Origin of the sequence: Streptomyces sp. 13-12-16 (assembly GCF_002114215.1) — a bacterium.
Lineage (GTDB): Bacteria > Actinomycetota > Actinomycetes > Streptomycetales > Streptomycetaceae > Streptomyces.
This window is the reverse complement of record NZ_NCTE01001238.1, coordinates 2,334-19,683: the sequence shown is the minus strand read 5'-3', so window position 1 is coordinate 19,683 and position 17,350 is coordinate 2,334. Positions and strand designations below refer to the sequence as shown.

Genomic DNA, 17,350 nt, shown 5'->3' with positions numbered 1-17,350 from the left:
CCGCCGGTCGTGGTCCGGCCGGGTGATCCGGTAGCGGGCGGTGTCGTTCTCGGTGGCTTCGAGCTCGAAGCCTGCGTTTTCAAGGACGCGGGCGGAGGCCGGGTTCGACAACTCCACCGTGGCCACCACGGTGTGGACACCGGGCGCGGCGAGGGCGAAGGCGGCGAGCGCTCGGGCCGCCTCGGAGGCGTAGCCGCGACCACGACGGGAGGGCACGATGCCGTAGCCGATTTCGACGGTTCCCCCGCTGGGCGGCCAGAACAGGCCGATCGAGCCCACTACCAGCCCGCTGTCCCGCTCGACGATCAGACGGTGGCCGTGCTCGCTGAGCCAGGCGGGGTTCGCGCCGAGCAGGCCTGCGATGACGCGGTCCCCCTCGGCGGGGAAGTCGTCCGCCCAATGGACCGACCTGTTGCCGCCCTGGACTGCGGTGGCCTCCGCCGCGGTCCAGGCGCGAAGGACGAGGCGGTCGGTGGTCAGTTCGATGCGGGCGGGGGAGGTGGAGGAAGTCAATGTGTCACTCCTGGTCGTGGGGAGGACCGGCCCGCGTACTGCTGTCACGCGGGCCGGGAAAGGGCATGCCGAAGAGGGCCGTCGACGGCCATATTCATCAACCTCCCTGTTCCGCGACCGTGTTGGTGCGCTTCCTGCGCGGACGCCGACGGTAGCGATCGAGAGGCGGCGGGGCAAAGGATTTTCCGATGACCAGGGCTTGCGCCGGGCAGTGACCGGCACGGGCCCGGGATCCGGAGGACCTGAAACTGCCCGAAGGGGCAGCTTCAGGTCGTAGAAGGTGATCCTCCTGCAGGGCACTGTCACGTTGACTGACCAGGTGGGATGATCTTCTGGTTGGTCATGCCGGGGAGGGATCGTCCGCGGGCAGCGCGCCGTACTCCAGTTAGATTTCGTGTCCTGAGCTGGTGGTTGTCGTTGTCTGGGCATGGAGGCGACAGCTGAATTCGGCCGGCGGCAGGCTGAGTTGGATTCGGTGTTCACTCGGGTAGCGGGACGGTTCGCTCGGGCGGATCTGCGGTGGCGGATGCGGGACTACGTGCGTGGTCTGCTGGCGTCGGTCGAGCGGAAGAACGGTTGGCAACTGGCCGATTGGGTCGGCCACCGCGCCCCGGCGGGCCTGCAACACCTGCTCGACGGCGCCCGGTGGGACACTGACGCGGTCAGGGATGATGTCCGCGACTACGCGGCCGAGCGGCTCGGCCCCGGCAGGGTACTGATCATCGACGACACCGGGTTCATCAGGAAGGGCACCACCTCGGCCGGGGTCGGCCGGCAGTACACCGGCACTTCGGGAAAGATCGACGACTGTCAGATCGGGGTGTTCGCCGCCTATGCCACCCGTTCGGGCCGGGCCCTGGTGGACCGGGAGCTCTACCTGCCCAAGGCCTGGACGTCCGACCGCGACCGCTGCCGGGCGGCGAAGATCCCCGACGAGCGGGGCTTTGCGGCCAAGGGAGAACTGGCCCGGAACATCGTCCGCCGCTGCCTGGCCGCCGGCCTGCCCGCCACGTGGGTCACCGCGGACGAGGCCTACGGGCAGGACTGGCGCTTCCGCCGCCTGCTCGAGCAACTCGACATCGGCTATGTGGTGGCGGTGCCCAAGTCGCAGCAGATCAAGTCCCTGGCCGGCATCTGACGCATCGACCAGCTCATCGACGAAGCACCTGCTGATGCCTGGCAGCGGCTGTCCTGCGGTGACGGCGCCAAAGGGCCACGGGTCTACGACTGGGCCTCGGTCCGATCCGAGAGGACTACGCCCTCATGACCCCGCTCGCGGGCACCTTGCTGCAGATACTCCGGGGTTTCATGTTGATCTTCTGGGTCGTCATGCTCGGTCTCACCGTATTCACCCCGGACCAGGTCGACGGGAACCTCGCCTGGACAACGGCGGTGGTGGTCGCGGTGTACGCCGTGACGTTCGGGTGGCGTCTGCTGACCGCTCAGCTCGGCATGAACCGGTGCTACCTCCTGGCAGAGGGGGTGGCCGTGACCAACCGCTTCAGGCGGGTGACCGACTCCGTGGCTTGGAGCGACGTAACCGGTATCCGGCAAACAACGGTCGTGGAGCTCTCCATGGGAGCGCACCGCATGGAGATCCACCGGAACCAGCCCGCCAAACCCCTCGTGTTCCTGGCACCGGGCGTGAAGTCGCGACTGGTGGAAGCGCTGCTCGCCGAGGGCCGCCGCGCAGGAGCCCTGCAGTGAGGGACGTCGGGACTTGCGGCTGAAACCGGGCATCCCCGACGAGTCCGCCAACGCCGGGACACAGACCACCCGGAGCAGCAGCCCACCGTCCCGCCCCCCTTCTCCCACGCCGTACCGGCGGCGCCGGAGCTCGGACAGAGGACGACTACAGACGCCACGGTGCGCCCCGGTCCCTGGCACGGGTCCGCCGTGTGAGTGGTGGGCGAGGCGGGGATTGCCGGTCCGCTCGCGGCCGGAAGACCTCAATGGCCGCTTCTGTACCTGCTTTTCCTTGATCGCGTACAACCCGGGTGCCGCCACGGCGGTCTCAGACCGTGAACGTCATCATTCGCACGGCTCCGGCTTCCCAAGTGCGCCGGTGCCGCCTTCTTCGATACGGACTCGTATGCGTATACGTGCCACAGCGTCCGCCGCCCTGCTGCTGGCCCTCTGCGGCTCCCCGTCCGCGCACGCGGACGGCACGCCGGTCATCACCAAGGTCGTCGTCAACAAGGGCAAGAACATCGTGGTCGGGCCCAGCACCGTCACCAAGTTCAGCGCTCAGATCACCGCCACCCATCCCGCCGGCATCTCCACCGCCTGGGTCAACCTGTGGCACGGCGCCGATTACGACAGCTTCGACGGGGCCATGTCCTACGACGTCCCCACGTGCACCACCAGCGGCAAAACGGCCACCTGCACCATGAACTTCCAGGTCGAGGCCGACACCCGGGACATGACCAACGTGGTCTCCAACCCTCACGCCGGCACCTGGCACATCGCCGCCTTCGCCGCCGGCAAGGACCGGGCGCAGACCGCCGTGTACCACTACGCCACCACCAAGGTGCAGCGCGCCTCGAAGCTCACCGTGAACGCCTCCCCCGAGCCCGTCAAGAAGGGCAGGAAACTCACGGTCACCGGCGCGCTCACCCGCGCGAACTGGAACACCCACGCCTGGGCCGGCTACAGCGGCCAGAGCGTCAAACTGCAGTACCGGCCCAAGAACTCAAGCACCTACACCACGCTCAAGACCCTCACCACCAGCAGCACCGGCAAGCTGAGCACCACCGTCACCGCCACCGCCGACGGCTACTACCGCTACACCTTCGCCGGCACCTCCACCACCCCCGCGGCCACCGCCGCCGGTGACTACGTCGACGTCACCTGACAACAAGCCCAACAGCCACGCCATACAAGCAAAGGCGGCCGTTCAGGAGCGATGCCCACCCGGGCCGGCACCACCCGGTGCCGGCCCGGATGGGGAAGGTGCAGCGCTACGAAGCCGCCGACTGACCATGGACAAAGGCCGGCCCGCTGCCCCGTATCAGCAAGGCACGAGCCAGCGGGCCAGCCCGCACAGGTCAGGCGGTCGGGCAGGAGGCGAAATCGACGGTGGTACCCGCGAAGCAGACGCCCTCCTGAAGGGCGCACACGCAGTCGGCGTCGCTCGTACCGCCCTCGCCGGGGAAGCGGGCAACCTCCTCCATCGTGCGCAGGGCCGCCACCGCGACGACCGCGGCCGAGGCGGCCATGGCGTAGACCGGCTCCCGCACCCCCGACCCGGTGAGCCATCCGCATCCGGTTACCCCACCCCAGTCAGCGGACACGGCCGGTGGCAGCAGCGCCCGCTGGCGGTCCTGTAGGACCGGAGGGCGGGCTGATGCAGTGTCAGTGGTCCGCGTCACACTGGTCTTCTTGTCGATGAAGCGGGGACCGATGGCGTTTCGGGCCGTGCGCGCGCAGTGGGGGACTGTTTTTGCGCACCTGTCCGATCTCGGTTGCGGGCGCTTGGCTTTATCGAGCAGTAACGACGTCGCTTGTTGATGGATTTGGGAGGCGCCCTGTTCCACGGATGGGTGATGTCGACGAGTTTGGGAGGCACTGGGGTTCTTGCCAGGGCAGCATCGGGGTGCTCCTGGTGAAAGGGGCTGGTCATGCCGCGGATGTCGAAGGTCGAGCTGTACGCGGCGATCCGGCGTGACCACCGTGGCGGCATGTCGATGCGGGAGCTTGAGCGCAAGCACGGTGTGACGTGGCGGACGGTGCGGAAGGCTTTGGACTCGTCCTGGCCGGAGCCGCGCAAGAAGCTGCCGCCGCGGGCGACCGGATCGCTACAAGCCGGTGATCGACGAGATCCTGCGGGCGGACCTGGACGCGCCGCGCAAGCAGCGGCACACGGTCACCCGGATCCTCCACCGGCTGGTCGAGGAACATGGCGCCGACGTCTCCTATGGGATGGTCCGCTACTACATCGCGGCCCGGAAGCCCGAGATCCTGGTCGAGTGGGACAAGGCCCCGCTGGAGGCGTTCGTCCCCCAGACCCACCAGCCCGGTCACGAGGCGGAGGTCGACTTCGGTGACGTGACGATCCGCCTCGCCGGCGAGCTGGTGACCTGCTATCTGTTCTCCTTCCGTCTGTCCTACTCGGGCAAGGCCGTCCACCGCGTGTTCGCCTCCTGCGGCCAGGAAGCGTTCTTCGAAGGCCACGTCCACGCGCTGCGGACGCTAAGCGGGGTCCCGCGAACCAAGGTCCGCTACGACAACCTCAAGGCGGCCGTCGCCCGCGTGCTCGGGCTGAGCCGGACGAGAGTGGAAGCGGACCGGTGGATCGCCTTCAAGTCGCACTACGGCATCGAGAGCTTCTACTGCCGCCCAGGCATCGAGGGCGCCCACGAGAAGGGCGGCGTCGAGGGCCAGATCGGCTACTTCCGCCGCAACCACTTCGTCCCCGTCCCCGAGGTGTCCTCGCTCGCCGAGCTGAACGAGATGGTCGAGCAGTGGGACTGGCAGGACGACGCCCGCCGGATCGGCTCCAGGTCCCGGACCATCGCCGAGGGCTTCGTGATCGAACGACCGCTGCTCATGCCGTTGCCGGAGGAGCCGTTCGAGACCGGTCGGCTGTTCACCCCGCGGGTCGACCGCTACGGCCAGATCCCGGTCCGCACGAACCGCTACTCGGTCCCCATCCGGCTGATCGGCAAGAGGGTGCGGGTCATCCTTCACGCCTCTCACCTGGTGGTTTACGACCAGAACGTGGAAGTGGCCCGGCACGAGCGGCTGATCGCCAAGGGAGTCGTCCGTCTTGAACTGGACCACTACCTGGAGGTCCTGGTCCGCAAGCCCGGCGCCTTCCCCGGCTCGACCGCTCTCGAACAGGCCCGCTCGGCCGGCAAGTTCACCCCGGTCCACGACGCCTGGTGGACGCAGGCCATGAAGATCCACGGCGAGCGGGACGGCACCCGCGCGCTGATCGAGGTGCTGCTGCTCGGACGCCACATGACGCACGAACACGTCGTCGCCGGCCTGACCGCCGCGCTGCGGGCCGGGGCGATGACCGCGGACGCGGTCGCACTGGAGGCCCGCAAGGCCGCCCAGGCGGAGACCGAGGCTGCACCGGACGCCCGGACCCCCGGCCAGGCGCCGGCGACGGTGACGTCCCTGCACGAGTGGCGGCTCGCGCATCTTCCGCCGGACACCAGGCCGCTGCCGGCAGCAACCCTCAGCACCGAGGTCGACGGCTACACCGTGACGGTCAAGGGCGACCTCGCCGCAGGCACGGCCGCCGAACTGACCGTCAGCGTCACCAAGAACGGCAAGCCAGTCACCGGCCTTCAGCCCTACCTCGACACCTACGCCCACCTGACCGCGTTCCACGAAGGCGACCAGGCATTTGCCCACCTCCACCCCGAGATCAAGGTGAACGGCGACCGCGGCGGCCCGGAGCTGTCCTTTCGCGCCGAACTCCCCGACCCCGGCAACTGTTCCTCCAGTTCCAGACCGGCGGCAAACTCCACACCGCCGCACTGACCCTCAAGGCGGCCTGACCCCGGCGCGGGGCTCACGGCCCGCCCCTGGGAGGCACTACGCCCCGGAAGCCCGCCCAGCACCCGGAACTGGACAGTGCCAGGACAATGACCGGCGCTCAGCTGTCGAGAAGTACGGCCAGCAGGCGCTGCACGGTCACCGCAGTGTCCGTGGCCGGTGCGGTGCTGCGGGTCATCAGCAGATGGTGGGTGGTGCCGACGAGCGCGAGCGCGATGGTGGCGGCGTCGCTGTCCGCCGGGATCCGGCCGTCGTGCTGCTCCGCCTGGAGGTAGGCGGTGACGGCGTGCTGGATCGCATCGAACGCGGGCGCGCCGGACTGGAAGCCCTGGCGGGTGTGCGACGCGGCCGCGGGGCGGGTCATCGCCAGTCCCACCACCGCCGGAGGCAGGGAGTCCAGCAGGGCCCCGACGACCTCGTGGAGGTTCTCCGCGACCGTGGCCTGCCCCACTTTGGTGTGCAGGGCCTTGGCCTGGCGGGCACTGCGCGCGAAGCGGTCCAGGACCAGCTCGGCGACGAACTCGTCCAGGCCGGAGAAGTGGGTGTGCAGAACGCCCTTGGCGCAGTCCGCCTCCGCGGTGACCGCGCGGCTGGTCAGGGCTGCGGCGCCGTCGCGGGCCACCACCCGTTCCGCGGCCGCGAACAGCCGCTCGCGCAAGTCCGGGATCGCTACTCCACGAGGTGACACAACAGCCCCTTCCCCTCGGCCCGTTGCAAGTATGGGCGTTCGCCCATACTGTTTGGGCACTTGCCCATTCTAGGGCCGGGGCGCCCTGCCGTGCCCCGGCGGGAGGGAGTTCCCCCATGGGGCACTTCGCCAACACCGCGCAGGCCGAGGCGTGGAACGGATACGAAGGCGTGCAATGGGCCCGCAGTCAGGAACGCTGGGACGCCGTCAACGACGGCTTCAACCAGCCCCTCCTCAACGCCGCGGCCATCTCCGAGACCGATGCCGTGCTGGATGTCGGCTGCGGAGCCGGCCGCACCACCCGCCTCGCCGCCCGGCGTGCCGCACACGGCCGGGCGCTCGGCCTGGACCTGTCGGGACCGATGCTGGGCAAGGCCCGGGAGAGCGCCGTACGCGAAGAGGTCGCGAACGTGGCCTTCGTGCAGGGCGACGCGCAGGTCCACCCCTTGGACGTCGGGGCGTTCGATGCGGTCATCAGCCGGTACGGCATGACCTTCTTCAGCGACCCGGTCGCCGCGTTCGCCAACCTCCACCGCGCACTGCGCTCCGGCGGCCGGCTGGCCTTCGTCTGCGCGGCCGAGGCCGAGGCCAACGAGTGGCTCGCCGCGCTGGCCTCGCTCAAGGACATCCTGCCGCTCGGCGGGTTCGGGAAGGCCGGCGGCCCCGGCATGTTCTCCCTGACGGATCCCGGCCGCATCCGCGAACTGCTCACCGCTGGCGGGTTCGACGAGGTGGAGGTGCACAGGGTCGAGGTGGCGGGGAAATGGGGCACCCACGCGGCGGACGCCGCGGCGTTCCTGTTGGACTCCGGTCCCGGGCGTCACCTGCTCGATCAGGTGACGCCGTCCGAGCAGGATGCGGCGCGCCAGGCACTGACGGCCGCCCTGCGCCGCCACGAGGCGGACGGCGGGGTGTGGCTGCGCAGCAGTTCCTGGCTGGTCACCGCCGTGCGCGGCGGTTCAGCACACGGCTGAGCCGTATAACCCGCCACGGCGCTGTCACGTTGGTTGGCCGGGTGGGGTGATCTTCTGGTTGATCGTGCTGGAGGGGCTGTCCGTGGGGGCCGTGACGTTGTCGTACGAGGGGCACCGGTACCCGGTCGAGGTGATCTCCCACTGTGTGCGGCTGTACTTCCGTTTCCCGCTGTCGTTGCGCGGGGTCGAGGAGCTGATGCTCGAGCGCGGGATCGTCGTCTCCCACGAGACGGTGCGCCGCTGGTGCGCCAAGTTCGGGTCCGCCTACGCAGGCGCGCTGCGCCGCCGGCAGCCTCGGCCTGGGGACACGTGGCACCTGGACGAGGTCTTCATCAAGATCAGCGGGCGGTTGCAGTACCTGTGGCGGGCGGTCGACCAGGACGGCAGCGTCCTGGACATCCTGGTGCAGAACCGCCGGGACAAGGCCGCGGCCAGACGCTTCTTCCGCAGACTTCTGAAGAAGACCGGCACGGTGCCGCGGGTGATCGTCACCGACAAGCTCCGCTCCCACGGCGCCGCCCACCGAGAGGTCATGCCCTGCGTCGGACACCGGCAGTCGAAGTACCTGAACAACCGGGCGGAGAACAGCCACCAGCCCACCAGCCCACCAGCCCACCAGCCCACCAGCCCACCAGCCCACCAGCCCACCAGGCAACGCGAACGGGCGATGAAGGCTACCGCTCGGTGGACGGAGCACAGCGGTTCCTCTCCGCGTTCAGCGGCATCTCAACCCACTTCCGGCCCCGCCGCCATCTGATGACCGCTGCCGCCCACCGAGCCGAGATGACCCTCCGCTTCGCAATCCGGGAGCAGATCACCGGCGTCACCGGCCTCGCCACCACGGCCTGAGCACAACCCGGAACCAGGCCCCACCAGGCCGTGACGCACCATCAGGGACCGCCCGCCCAACAACGTGACAGCGCCGACTTGAGTCAGCCGGCCGCTTCGACATACGACGCCAGGTTGGCCAGCGAGGAGGCAATTCCAGCTTCGTGGTCCGCTTGGTCGATGCCGGGTGGCACGTCCGTGGCGGTGACGGTCACTTCGGTCCCGTCACCGACGGCGGCGAGGTGCCAGGTCATAGTCATGATGCCTGCGTACGACGGATCGTCGGCCTCGAACACCGCCCGCTGCACCACACGCTCCGGCGATACCAGGTCGGTGAACCCGACGTCGACGACATCCGTCGCCTCTGAGGTCTTGCCGGGGCTGTCGGTGGAGTCGAGGTAGGTGAGGACCATCCGGAACCCGCCACCGGGCCGGGGATCCCACCGCTCGACCCGCCCGCGCATGCCGTCCGGCGGCAGCCAGGTCTCGAGCGACTCCCTGTCCAGGAGGGCGCCGTAGACAGTCGCCGGTGGTGCCGCGATGACCCGGCTGGCGCGGTCGGTCCTGCTCATGGCCCGATCCTAGGACCAAAAAGGTTCTGCTGAGCCCACACTCATCGAACGACCCGCCGAAGGAACCAGCCAGGGATCACGAGGCGACCAACAAGTCGCATGACACGCCGATCCACAGGTTTCGACTGTTCCTCCTGACCCTCGGGCGGACGGGGATCGAAGCGAAGTGGTCTGTTGCGGCCTGGTAACCGGAGGACTGGCCACCAGACCCTTGCCGGTTTCATGGTGTCAGCGTTCGTCACCGAGAGTCTTCAGGCATGTGTCGTAGCGTTGGCGGCTGCCAGGCGGATGCTGACCGGGAAGGCGCGGATCGTCATGGTTTCCACGTTGTTCGATGTGCTGGGGGACGAGTGGTTCTGCGTGACAGCGGTCCGGGGCCTGGGGGAGGCGGACGTACTGTCCCGGCTGGGTGCCGCAGGCCCGGATCCACTGCCCCGGTGTCCCATCGACGGTGTGGCTGAGCACTTCAGCCCGGACAGCTGGGCGGTGCGGGTCTACTGCCCGGAGGGATCGGGGTGGGCGTATGTGCTCGATGCGTTCCCGCAGATGGGTGTCCCGTTCAGGGAGCCGGTGCTCAAGGAGCTGTCCAGGAGCACGGAAGCGGTGTCCGTGTGGAAGCTCCTCGACAGCACCACTCGCGCGGCGCACGCCCGTGACGGGGAGATTCTCGCCCTGTTCGACTCGTGGAGGTTCGACCCGGTCTCCGGAACGGATCCGGACCGGCTCAACCGGGCCCTGGAACGGGTCGGCTTCTTCCTGGACGAGCCGGATGACGACTTCTCCGACCCGGCTGCCGCTCTGGAAGCAGTGGAGAGCGAGTTCGGCCTGGCGGTGGACCCGCAGGAAGTGGCGGGGCCGCTGCCGACGCTCGTCGTTCCCGTACGGGCCCACTGACCAGTCGGCAGCAGCCGCTGGCTGGAAGGTCGCCCTCAGCCAGAAGCCGTCGTTGTCAGCCAGACGCGCGCTCTGGATGAAACTCCGTAGGTGCCGCCCAGACCGGAGTTGAAATCGCCAGGGATGTGACCGCGCACGCACTTCTCCTCCCCGGTGAACGGGCCGACAAGAGTGATTGTGGGCCAGTCGGCGGCGTTGGCACCGGTGTCGTCCGCCCGGACAGCGGTCACCTGAGCGCAGTCCTTACCGTGGCCCACGCCGTTGAGGGCACCGCTCTCGTAGGCGTCGGCGAAGGGGACCTCGTCACAGGTGTCGTCCGTGATCGCCGGGTCCTTGGTGAACTTGCTCCTGCCATAGATCGCCCGGCGGTTGGCTTTGCGCTCCTCGACATTCTGAAGCCGGTGCACCGGTGTTCTCGCGTCCCCAGTGCCCGAGAGATTCTGCTGCGCCCAGTCGATCATGTCGGCGGATGATCCGTACTCGGCGCGGGATACGAAGAGGGTGGGGGCGGTCCAGGGCACGGTGCAGCCGGAGGTACTGGCGATGGAGAGCTTGCCGTCGCAGCGTGCTTCGGAGTCCCAGCTGATCGGCGGTGTGAGCTGGTCGGCGTTGGGGACGCCGATGTCGAGCTCGTAGGTCATGTCGAGGTGGTCGTACGTTGTCGCGGGTGTGCAGGAGATCGCGTACGTCTTCTCCAGCCGCTGTCCCCCGCTGATCGGCTGCTTGGTCCGCAACGTGGTGCTGCCGGGACTGCAGGTGGGTGCGCACGTGGTGGTCCAGGTGATGGTCAGCGCGGGAGGTCACCCGTCGACTTCAGCATCACGAGCTGGTCGGTTTCGCTCCACTGCAGACTCGTGGCGGACAGGCCCATCTGCTGGGCGGTGGCGAACAGCGCGGTACCGGCGATCTTGCCGTCGTTGTCGAAGTAGGTGTACTTCCCGTTGGGATCGGTCTGGCACTGCATGGTCCGGGTGGCGTACCAGGGTGCGTCCTCGTCACCGATGCACTCGTTCACCGGTGACGGGACATCGGCAGCCTGCGCACGCATGCTTTCCGCTGCCCTCTCACTCGGGGCGGTGACATCAGGGTGATGCAGCCGTAGGAGCCCTTCCCGGCGGCGGAGGCGACCGAGGTGCCGGCAGCACGTGGCCACGGTCCTGCGATCCCGTCCGCGTGAACCATCTCGGTGACGCCTACCTGCGCGCCTGGACGCTGCGTTTCACGGCCCTCCTCGCAGCCGACCTCCGGGAGCAGCTCGTCCGGGTGGGCGGGCGCGAGCTGGACACCGAGTCCGTCGTGGAGAAGGTGGGACTCCTCTGCCGCCTCTCCGATGGGCTCACGGAGCGCGGCGTCTTCGCACCTCACGAGGTGGACGACCTTCAGGCCATCGGCCGGTGCCTGGGCGAGCTCGACGCCGACAGTCGCGCCGGCCGCTGGACCGACGCTCTGGCGACGGACCCGCCTGGGCCGACCTCCGTCCTCTCGCCCGGCATTTCCTCGTCGCGGTGCTGAACGACCGGCGTCAGCCGCTGCCACGCCCAGCGCGCCCATCCACGGGCGACCACTGAACAGGTACCACTGGCGTCACTGCCGCCCGCGCGCGGTCGGACTCGGGGCGGGACATGAGTAGGAACTGAGTACGCGCGCTCATGTCCGGCCGGGTGATGCGAGCCACACTCCGAGGCATGACGAACCTTCCGCCTCCGGCCGAGGAACTGCGGTTCCTCGACGCCGAGCTGCGGCAACTCGACACCCGCCGTGCCGCCTTGCTGCAGCGCCGGGCGTGGCTGATCCATACGCTGCACGCCGCTGCGGCTCCGCCGCCTGCCCGCGACGGCGGTGGCACGCATACGATGTCGCCCGGCAGCACCGGTGTCGTCGCGCGACGGCCGGAGACCACGGCGCCCAACGTGCAGAACGTGCTGCTGGTCCTCGGCGGAACCCTGCTGACGATCGCGGCCGTCGCCTTCACTCTGGTCGGCTGGGGCCACTTGGGCGTCACCGGGCGGGCCCTGGTCCTCGGCTCGGTGACCTTGGGCGCGCTGGCCGCGCCGGTGGCGCTGCTGCGGCGAGGTCTGCGGTCGACCGCCGAGGCCGTGGCGGGTCTGGGGATGGTTCTGACGGTGCTCGACGCCTACGCCCTGCACGAAGTGGTGTTCAGCGCGGTGGGCGGTCTCGGGTACACGGCCGCCGCGTCGGCGGTCCTGGCCGGTGTGTGGGCCGCCTACGGTGCGGCAACGGGCTCGCTGGTGCCCCTGCCGGCCGGTGACTCCGCTGTGGAGCAGGACCCGGCACGCGAGGGCGCGCGTCTCGTCCTACGGCTTCCCCTCCCCCTCGCCGCGGCGGCCGCGCAGCTGCCCCTGCTGCTGTGGGCGCTCGCCGCCGATGCGGGACCGCACACTCTCACGGCCGCGCTCCTGGTGACCGCTGCGGCCGACACCGCTGTCGCGTTGCGAGGCACGCTGCTGCCGGTGCGGATCGTCGCCGTCGTCGGTGCCTGCGGTACGGGTGCGGTCGGTGTCCTGTCGGCCGGGTGGCTCTGCTGGAGCGCGTCCGGCCCGGGTGGGGCCGCACGAGCGGCGGCACTCCTGGTCCTCGCCGCCACGATCTCCCTGGTCGCGGCCCGGTTCGTCCGAGAGCCGAACGTCGCCCTGTGCGCGGCCCTGACCGCAGGCCTGTGCGTGGCCGCCGGGAGCGGCGGGACGCTGCGGGCCGCGACGCCCGGCGAGTGGACGGTGCCCGGAACCATGGTCTTCGGGATCGCCCTGCTGGCGGCCCTGCGGTCGTCCCTCCCCCGGCCTCTGCGGCGGGGCCTGGCCGGGGCCTCGCTGATTACGCAGGGCCTCGCGGTGCTGTGGACGGTCCCGTTGGTCGCCGGGACGGTCCTCGGTCCGGCCACCTGGGTCGGACGGCCCTGGTCCGGCGTGCCGGAGAGCACCCGGAACGCCGTGCTCCCGGACGTCCCCTGGTCCTCGTACGCGACCACCGCGCCGCTCGTGCTCGCTGTCGTGGCCGGTGTACTGGCCGCGGCCGGGCACCGCGCGGTAGGCCGTCCGCTGACCGGGGTGGGTGCGCTCGTCCTGGGGTGGGCGGCGGTGTTCGTGCTCCCGACGGTGCTCGGACTGCCCTATGGTGCCGGGCTGGTGACGCAGGGCGCCGTGACCGTGGTCGCGCTGGGCTTCGCCGATCGGACCCGTCGGACCGGGTCCGGGTCGTCCGCGCTGCCCCGTACGGCCGTCCTGCTGGCCCTCGTCACCTCTGTCGACCTGGCCCTTCTCTCGCTGGCCTCCGAGCCGGCGACGATCGCTGTGCTCGTGACGCTGACGGCCCTGTTCGGAGCGGCGAGCACCCGCCCGGGACTCCGTCCGTTCACGGCGCCCGCCGCCCTCGGGTACGCCACGGCACTGGCCTGCGCGGCCGGGATGTCCGCCGGCTGGGAGCCGGAGCACACCGCGCTGCTGGTGCTTGTCGTGCCCGCTACCGCGGCCCTGCTCGCGGCACGTCTCGATGACTCACCCGCGACCGTGCCGGTCGAGGCGACGGGTGCGGCCGCGGGGCTTCTCGCCCTCGCGCTCGCGGTGACGAATCCGCCGGTGCTCGCCCTGGTCCTCTCGCTCGGCGGGGTCGTCGCGGCCGGAACGGCGCTGCGGCCGAAGCGGCGGCCGGCCGGCTACGTCGCGGCCGCGCTGTTCCTGTCGGCCACCTGGGTCCGCCTGGCGGCCTGGGACGTCACCACGCCGGAGGCCTACACCCTGCCGGTGACCGTGCCCGCACTGGCCGTCGGCCTCCTGCACCGGCGACGCGACCCGGCCGTCTCCTCCTGGACGGCGTACGGTGCCGGGCTGGCCGTCAGTCTGGTGCCGAGCATGGTCACGGCGTGGGGCGACCCGCACTGGCTGCGGCCCCTGCTGCTCGGCACCTCGGCGCTGACCGTGACCCTGGCGGGCGCCCGGCACCGGCTCCGGGCGCCGCTGGTCCTCGGCGGGAGCGTGCTCGCGCTGGTGGCGCTGCACGAACTCGCCCCGTACGTCGTCCAGGTCGTCGGCGCGCTTCCCCGTTGGGTGCTTCCCGCGCTCGCAGGTCTGGTGCTGCTCGCCCTGGGCGCCACCTACGAGCAGAGGCTGCGTGACGCACGGCGGCTGCGGGTGGCGTTCGGGCGGCTTCACTAGCCCTGCTCGCTCGCCCGCCCTGGGACCAGGTGGTCGCCGGCGATACCGGACTTCTCGGGGCGGTAGTAGTCCCTGATGCCGTCGGCCCAGGTGGACACCCGGACGCGGTCCTCCCCGTCCGGGCCGAAGGCCTGGAAGAGGGCCTCGATGTTGGGCCGTGCGAAGCCGATCGCGATCATCAGCGCGATGAACTCGGGGCGGGCGACGAAGCCGTCGCCGTCCGGATCGCCCATCGCAGCGAGCGCTTCGGCGAACTCGTCCACGGTGTCGTCGAACCGCTGCGGATTGAGGACGACGGAGGTGAACTCCTCGGGGCTGATACGGCCGTCGCCATTGTCGTCCAGCTCGGTCAGGAGCGTTTCGCCGTAGCGGCGGAAGGCACCGGCGAGCCTGTCCTTGGCGGCCTCCTGCGCAGCCGGTACCGCGGCCACCACGCGGCTGCTCATCAACTCGAAGTCGGTGGGTTCCAGGTAACCGTTCCCGTCTGCGTCAAAGAGGGAGAAGACCAGCTCGATGCGGTCGGTCGCCTCGGTGGTGGGCACCATGGTGCACCCCTGCCTTTCCTGGTGGAGCCTTGCCGTCGGAATGCGCCGAGGACCTTCCCCCGGCGGCTGACCCACTATCCGGTCGTTTCGGCCGCTCCAGCAGGAAACAAGGGCACTTCGCACACGAACGGAGGGAAACAGCGGGTCTGTGCATGAAGCGGGGTGCGTGTGGACATGGAAGCGGCGTCGGAGCCGGAGGAGACGGAGCGAAGGGAGGGTGCGTGCGGTCTTCCGGAGGTGTCAGGCGGGAACGACCGGGCACCGATCCGGATGTTCGGCTCAGGTCGTTCTCCGGCTCGTGGAGGTCCGGCCGGAGAGCGAGGTCGAGGGTCCGTTCCAGGCCCCGCCGGTCCGCTCATCGGCGCCTCCCGCTCGGCGGCCCCGCCCGTCCCGGGGGTACCGGCTTCCTGGTGACCCGTCAGGGCGGGCTGTCCGGAGCCGTCCCGCAGTTGGGCCTGGGCACTGCGCCAGCCTCACCGGGGGCACCACTGGTTCAGCAACTGCTCGACGGGAGCGCGCTTGCCGCACGCCGGGCAGGTCTCCTTCTCCTCCCGGGTGTCGCGCCACGCGGCGGTCTTTGTGTCCGTACCGGAGGGGAATTCCAGTCCGTAGCGGGCCGCCGTCTCGAAGGAGGCGAGGGCCGCTCGCAGCCGGATGCCCAGCAGTTCGACGCCGGCGACGGAGACCATGGTGTCGGCGTTCGGCACCAGGCCCTTGTCCAGCAAGGTCTCGACGACGTGCGCGAGGCTTTCCTTGCCGTCCCGCCGGGGTTGCATGGGGTCGCGCTCACCGCGGGCACCGTGCGCGCCGACGGCTCGCGTCCCGGGGGCACGGCGGGGAATCCACCCTCGCTCGGAGGGGTCCTTCCGGTGGAGCCGCTCATTCCAGCCGCCTTACCGGTCGTCCGCCGTTCACACACCGCGAGGGGCCGCGTCGGCTCCGCCTCTCGCTGTTCGATCAGTGCGTCCGCGGTAATGGCCACGAGCTCTGTCCGGAGGGAGGCCGGCCGACCAAGCCCAGCGGTGCGGGCGGCAGTGCTTGACGGCCACTCGGCGAGCACCTCCCGCAGTGCCGGGCCCGGCCGCCCTCTGGGCGGCACCCGAAGCCGGCGCGGTGAGAAGCACCCACAGCGCGTTCTGCCCCGGATCGGCCGCCTCGCCAGGCACATCCAACGCGGCCACCATGGCGCCGGCCGACACCGGACCGTAGATCCCCCTGAACAGTCAGCGCTCCGACGGTCGAGGCCGCGGGCTTCCCCTCGGCACGGTGCCCTCGGGGTGGAGGTGATCGCGGTCGGGCATCGCAGCGTCTCGGTGCCGGAGGGGAACGGGTCACTTCGTGCCCACCCGTACGACGTCACGGGTCACGACGCCACGCGGGTCGGGTGATGACGACGTACCGGTTGTCCCCGGGCGGTTTGCCGGTCTTCCAGGCGGTGCGGTACGGGGCGTTGACGCAGGACGCGGTCGTCGTGCGGACCTGCTCACAGCGGAAGTCGGTCGGATCACGCCGGCTGCGTCCTGTCCGCGAACACCCAACGGTTGCCCGCCAGGGCGTCGTTCTCCTCGGGCAGCGGGCCGCGTCCGTGCCGGTGGGTGAAGTCGAAGGGGGTGTGGACCGACGCGGTCCAGCCCCTGCCCGTCAGACGAGCCGCGGAGTCGGGCCGCGGCTCCCGGCTGAACAGGTCGAGCAGGTCGATGCCGAGCTGGTGGCGCGTCGAGGTGTACAGCGGACTGTCGCGATACTCCATCAGGTCCTTCTCGAGCTTGACCTCGTACGCCAGGGCGCTGCCCGGCGCACTCAGCCGGTTCACCGTGTCGATGAGCGCGGTCTCGGCCGCGTGGGGCAGGTAGAACAGCAGCCCTTCGGCCAGCCACACGGTGGGAGCCGTGGTGTCGAAGCCGGCCGCCGTCAGCGCACCGGCCCAGTCGGCGCGCAGATCGACCCCGACCGGTACGCGCGTCGCCTTGGGTTCGGCCGACACAGAGTTGAGGACCTTGTGTTTGAACGCGAGGACTGCGGCCCTGTCGATCTCGAAGACCACGCAGTCGGGAGGCCAGTCGAGCCGGAACGCCCGCGCGTCCAGCCCCGCTCCCAGCAGCACCACCTGACGGGCGCCGACGGCCCGGACCGACTGGAGCAGGAAGTCGTCGAGAACTCGGGTGCGCAGACCGAAGTAGCGGGCGAAGCGTCCCCAGAGCGGGCTCGCGTCCCCGTCCGGAGCCTGGTCCAGGCGGACCGGCCAGTGCGCGGATGCCGCAGAGCCCAGCACGAAGTGCTCCGCGTAGACGTCCTGGGCGAGGCTGTCGGGGCGGTGGGTCTCGATCGCCCGTGCCGCGGCGACCAGGAGAGCGGTCAGACCGACCCCTCCCTCCACGCCGTCCGTACCGGTGCTGAGCGGTGCCGTGTCGGCCATGCCTTCTCCCTGGTGGGTTCGCGTGGGGGCCGGCGTCCGTCAGGGGCGTCGGCCCGGGTGGGCGGCGTCGGGCGGCGCGTTCAGTGCTGCCGTCCGCCCGGGATCAGGACGGGTTTGACGACGCGGCCCGTGTCGCAGTCGTGCTCGGCCTCGTTGATGTCGGCGAGCGGATAGGTGCGGATCAGCTGGTCGAAGGGGAACCGCCCGGCCTGCCAGAGCGCGGTGAGCCGGGGAATCAGCAGT

The 17,350-nt window shown here is 70.3% G+C and carries 17 protein-coding genes and 2 pseudogenes; 9 read left to right on the top strand and 10 right to left on the bottom strand.

The genetic code is table 11. From position 1 onward, the window contains the following. Positions 1–513, bottom strand: a 513-nt coding sequence (locus tag B7767_RS46920) for a GNAT family N-acetyltransferase (RefSeq protein ID WP_085576020.1), incomplete at its 3' end; no start/stop codon positions are given. A gap of 427 nt (positions 514–940) precedes the next feature. On the opposite strand from B7767_RS46920, the gene B7767_RS38450 reads away from it, so the two are divergent. From B7767_RS38450 to B7767_RS38440, 3 genes are all read left to right on the top strand, one after another. Next, entirely contained in the window at positions 941–1,651 is a 711-nt protein-coding gene (locus B7767_RS38450; protein WP_256923722.1) for an IS701 family transposase, read from the top strand. Between the two features lie 125 nt (positions 1,652–1,776). Continuing rightward, positions 1,777–2,220, top strand: coding sequence for a hypothetical protein (locus tag B7767_RS38445; protein ID WP_085576019.1), 444 nt, complete (start codon positions 1,777–1,779; stop codon positions 2,218–2,220). A 385-nt stretch (positions 2,221–2,605) separates the two neighbouring features. Then, positions 2,606–3,367 carry a hypothetical protein gene (locus tag B7767_RS38440; protein ID WP_085576018.1) on the top strand — a complete coding sequence of 254 codons (762 nt, stop codon included), beginning with the start codon at positions 2,606–2,608 and terminating at the stop codon, positions 3,365–3,367. A 193-nt stretch (positions 3,368–3,560) separates the two neighbouring features. Here B7767_RS38440 and B7767_RS38435 read toward each other — a convergent pair whose 3' ends face one another. Next, positions 3,561–3,752 carry a hypothetical protein gene (locus B7767_RS38435; protein WP_085576017.1) on the bottom strand — a complete coding sequence of 64 codons (192 nt, stop codon included), beginning with the start codon at positions 3,750–3,752 and terminating at the stop codon, positions 3,561–3,563. 568 nt (positions 3,753–4,320) lie between these two features. Between B7767_RS38435 and istA the strand changes: the two genes are divergently transcribed. After that, positions 4,321–6,006, top strand: a complete 1,686-nt coding sequence (istA, locus tag B7767_RS38430) for an IS21 family transposase (RefSeq protein ID WP_256923721.1) — start codon at positions 4,321–4,323, stop codon at positions 6,004–6,006. Positions 6,007–6,121: 115 nt separating this feature from the next. Here istA and B7767_RS38425 read toward each other — a convergent pair whose 3' ends face one another. Further along, positions 6,122–6,709: a TetR/AcrR family transcriptional regulator gene (locus B7767_RS38425; protein ID WP_085576016.1), complete on the bottom strand. Its 588-nt coding sequence runs from the start codon at positions 6,707–6,709 to the stop codon at positions 6,122–6,124. Between the two features lie 116 nt (positions 6,710–6,825). Here B7767_RS38425 and B7767_RS38420 point away from each other — a divergent pair, with 116 nt between their 5' ends. Both B7767_RS38420 and B7767_RS38415 read left to right on the top strand, forming a co-directional pair. Further along, a complete protein-coding gene (locus B7767_RS38420; RefSeq protein ID WP_085576015.1) occupies positions 6,826–7,683 on the top strand; it encodes a class I SAM-dependent methyltransferase in 858 nt (285 codons plus the stop codon). A gap of 82 nt (positions 7,684–7,765) precedes the next feature. Further along, positions 7,766–8,532, top strand: a pseudogene (locus B7767_RS38415) (IS6 family transposase). Between the two features lie 83 nt (positions 8,533–8,615). Here the strand turns inward: B7767_RS38415 and B7767_RS38410 are convergent. Continuing rightward, complete coding sequence (locus tag B7767_RS38410) at positions 8,616–9,083, bottom strand: SRPBCC family protein (RefSeq protein ID WP_085576014.1); 468 nt, start codon at positions 9,081–9,083, stop codon at positions 8,616–8,618. Between the two features lie 315 nt (positions 9,084–9,398). On the opposite strand from B7767_RS38410, the gene B7767_RS38405 reads away from it, so the two are divergent. Next, positions 9,399–9,977 carry a DUF6461 domain-containing protein gene (locus B7767_RS38405; RefSeq protein ID WP_143652887.1) on the top strand — a complete coding sequence of 193 codons (579 nt, stop codon included), beginning with the start codon at positions 9,399–9,401 and terminating at the stop codon, positions 9,975–9,977. Positions 9,978–10,012: 35 nt separating this feature from the next. Here B7767_RS38405 and B7767_RS38400 read toward each other — a convergent pair whose 3' ends face one another. Continuing rightward, the gene (locus B7767_RS38400) at positions 10,013–10,618 is read right to left on the bottom strand and encodes a hypothetical protein (RefSeq protein WP_143652886.1); all 606 of its coding nucleotides are present in this window, start codon (positions 10,616–10,618) and stop codon (positions 10,013–10,015) included. 146 nt (positions 10,619–10,764) lie between these two features. Beyond that, a complete protein-coding gene (locus B7767_RS38395; protein ID WP_143652885.1) occupies positions 10,765–11,025 on the bottom strand; it encodes a hypothetical protein in 261 nt (86 codons plus the stop codon). Between the two features lie 125 nt (positions 11,026–11,150). On the opposite strand from B7767_RS38395, the gene B7767_RS38390 reads away from it, so the two are divergent. Both B7767_RS38390 and B7767_RS38385 read left to right on the top strand, forming a co-directional pair. After that, positions 11,151–11,489, top strand: a complete 339-nt coding sequence (locus B7767_RS38390; protein ID WP_085576010.1) for a hypothetical protein — start codon at positions 11,151–11,153, stop codon at positions 11,487–11,489. A 173-nt stretch (positions 11,490–11,662) separates the two neighbouring features. Then, on the top strand, positions 11,663–14,146 hold the full coding sequence (locus B7767_RS38385) for an SCO7613 C-terminal domain-containing membrane protein (protein ID WP_085576033.1): 2,484 nt from the start codon (positions 11,663–11,665) through the stop codon (positions 14,144–14,146). On the opposite strand, the gene B7767_RS38380 is transcribed toward B7767_RS38385, so the two are convergent. The 4 genes and pseudogenes from B7767_RS38380 to B7767_RS48765 form a co-directional block, all read right to left on the bottom strand. Further along, a complete protein-coding gene (locus tag B7767_RS38380) occupies positions 14,143–14,691 on the bottom strand; it encodes an EF-hand domain-containing protein (RefSeq protein ID WP_085576009.1) in 549 nt (182 codons plus the stop codon). The two genes, B7767_RS38385 and B7767_RS38380, sit on opposite strands and share 4 nt — an antisense overlap. A gap of 473 nt (positions 14,692–15,164) precedes the next feature. Then, positions 15,165–15,467 carry a gas vesicle protein gene (locus B7767_RS38375; RefSeq protein WP_085576008.1) on the bottom strand — a complete coding sequence of 101 codons (303 nt, stop codon included), beginning with the start codon at positions 15,465–15,467 and terminating at the stop codon, positions 15,165–15,167. A gap of 728 nt (positions 15,468–16,195) precedes the next feature. Further along, positions 16,196–17,107 (bottom strand): class I SAM-dependent methyltransferase, encoded by a 912-nt coding sequence (locus tag B7767_RS38365; protein WP_085576007.1) that lies wholly within the window; start codon positions 17,105–17,107, stop codon positions 16,196–16,198. 80 nt (positions 17,108–17,187) lie between these two features. Continuing rightward, positions 17,188–17,350, bottom strand: a pseudogene (locus B7767_RS48765) (NAD(P)-dependent alcohol dehydrogenase); the annotation flags it as partial.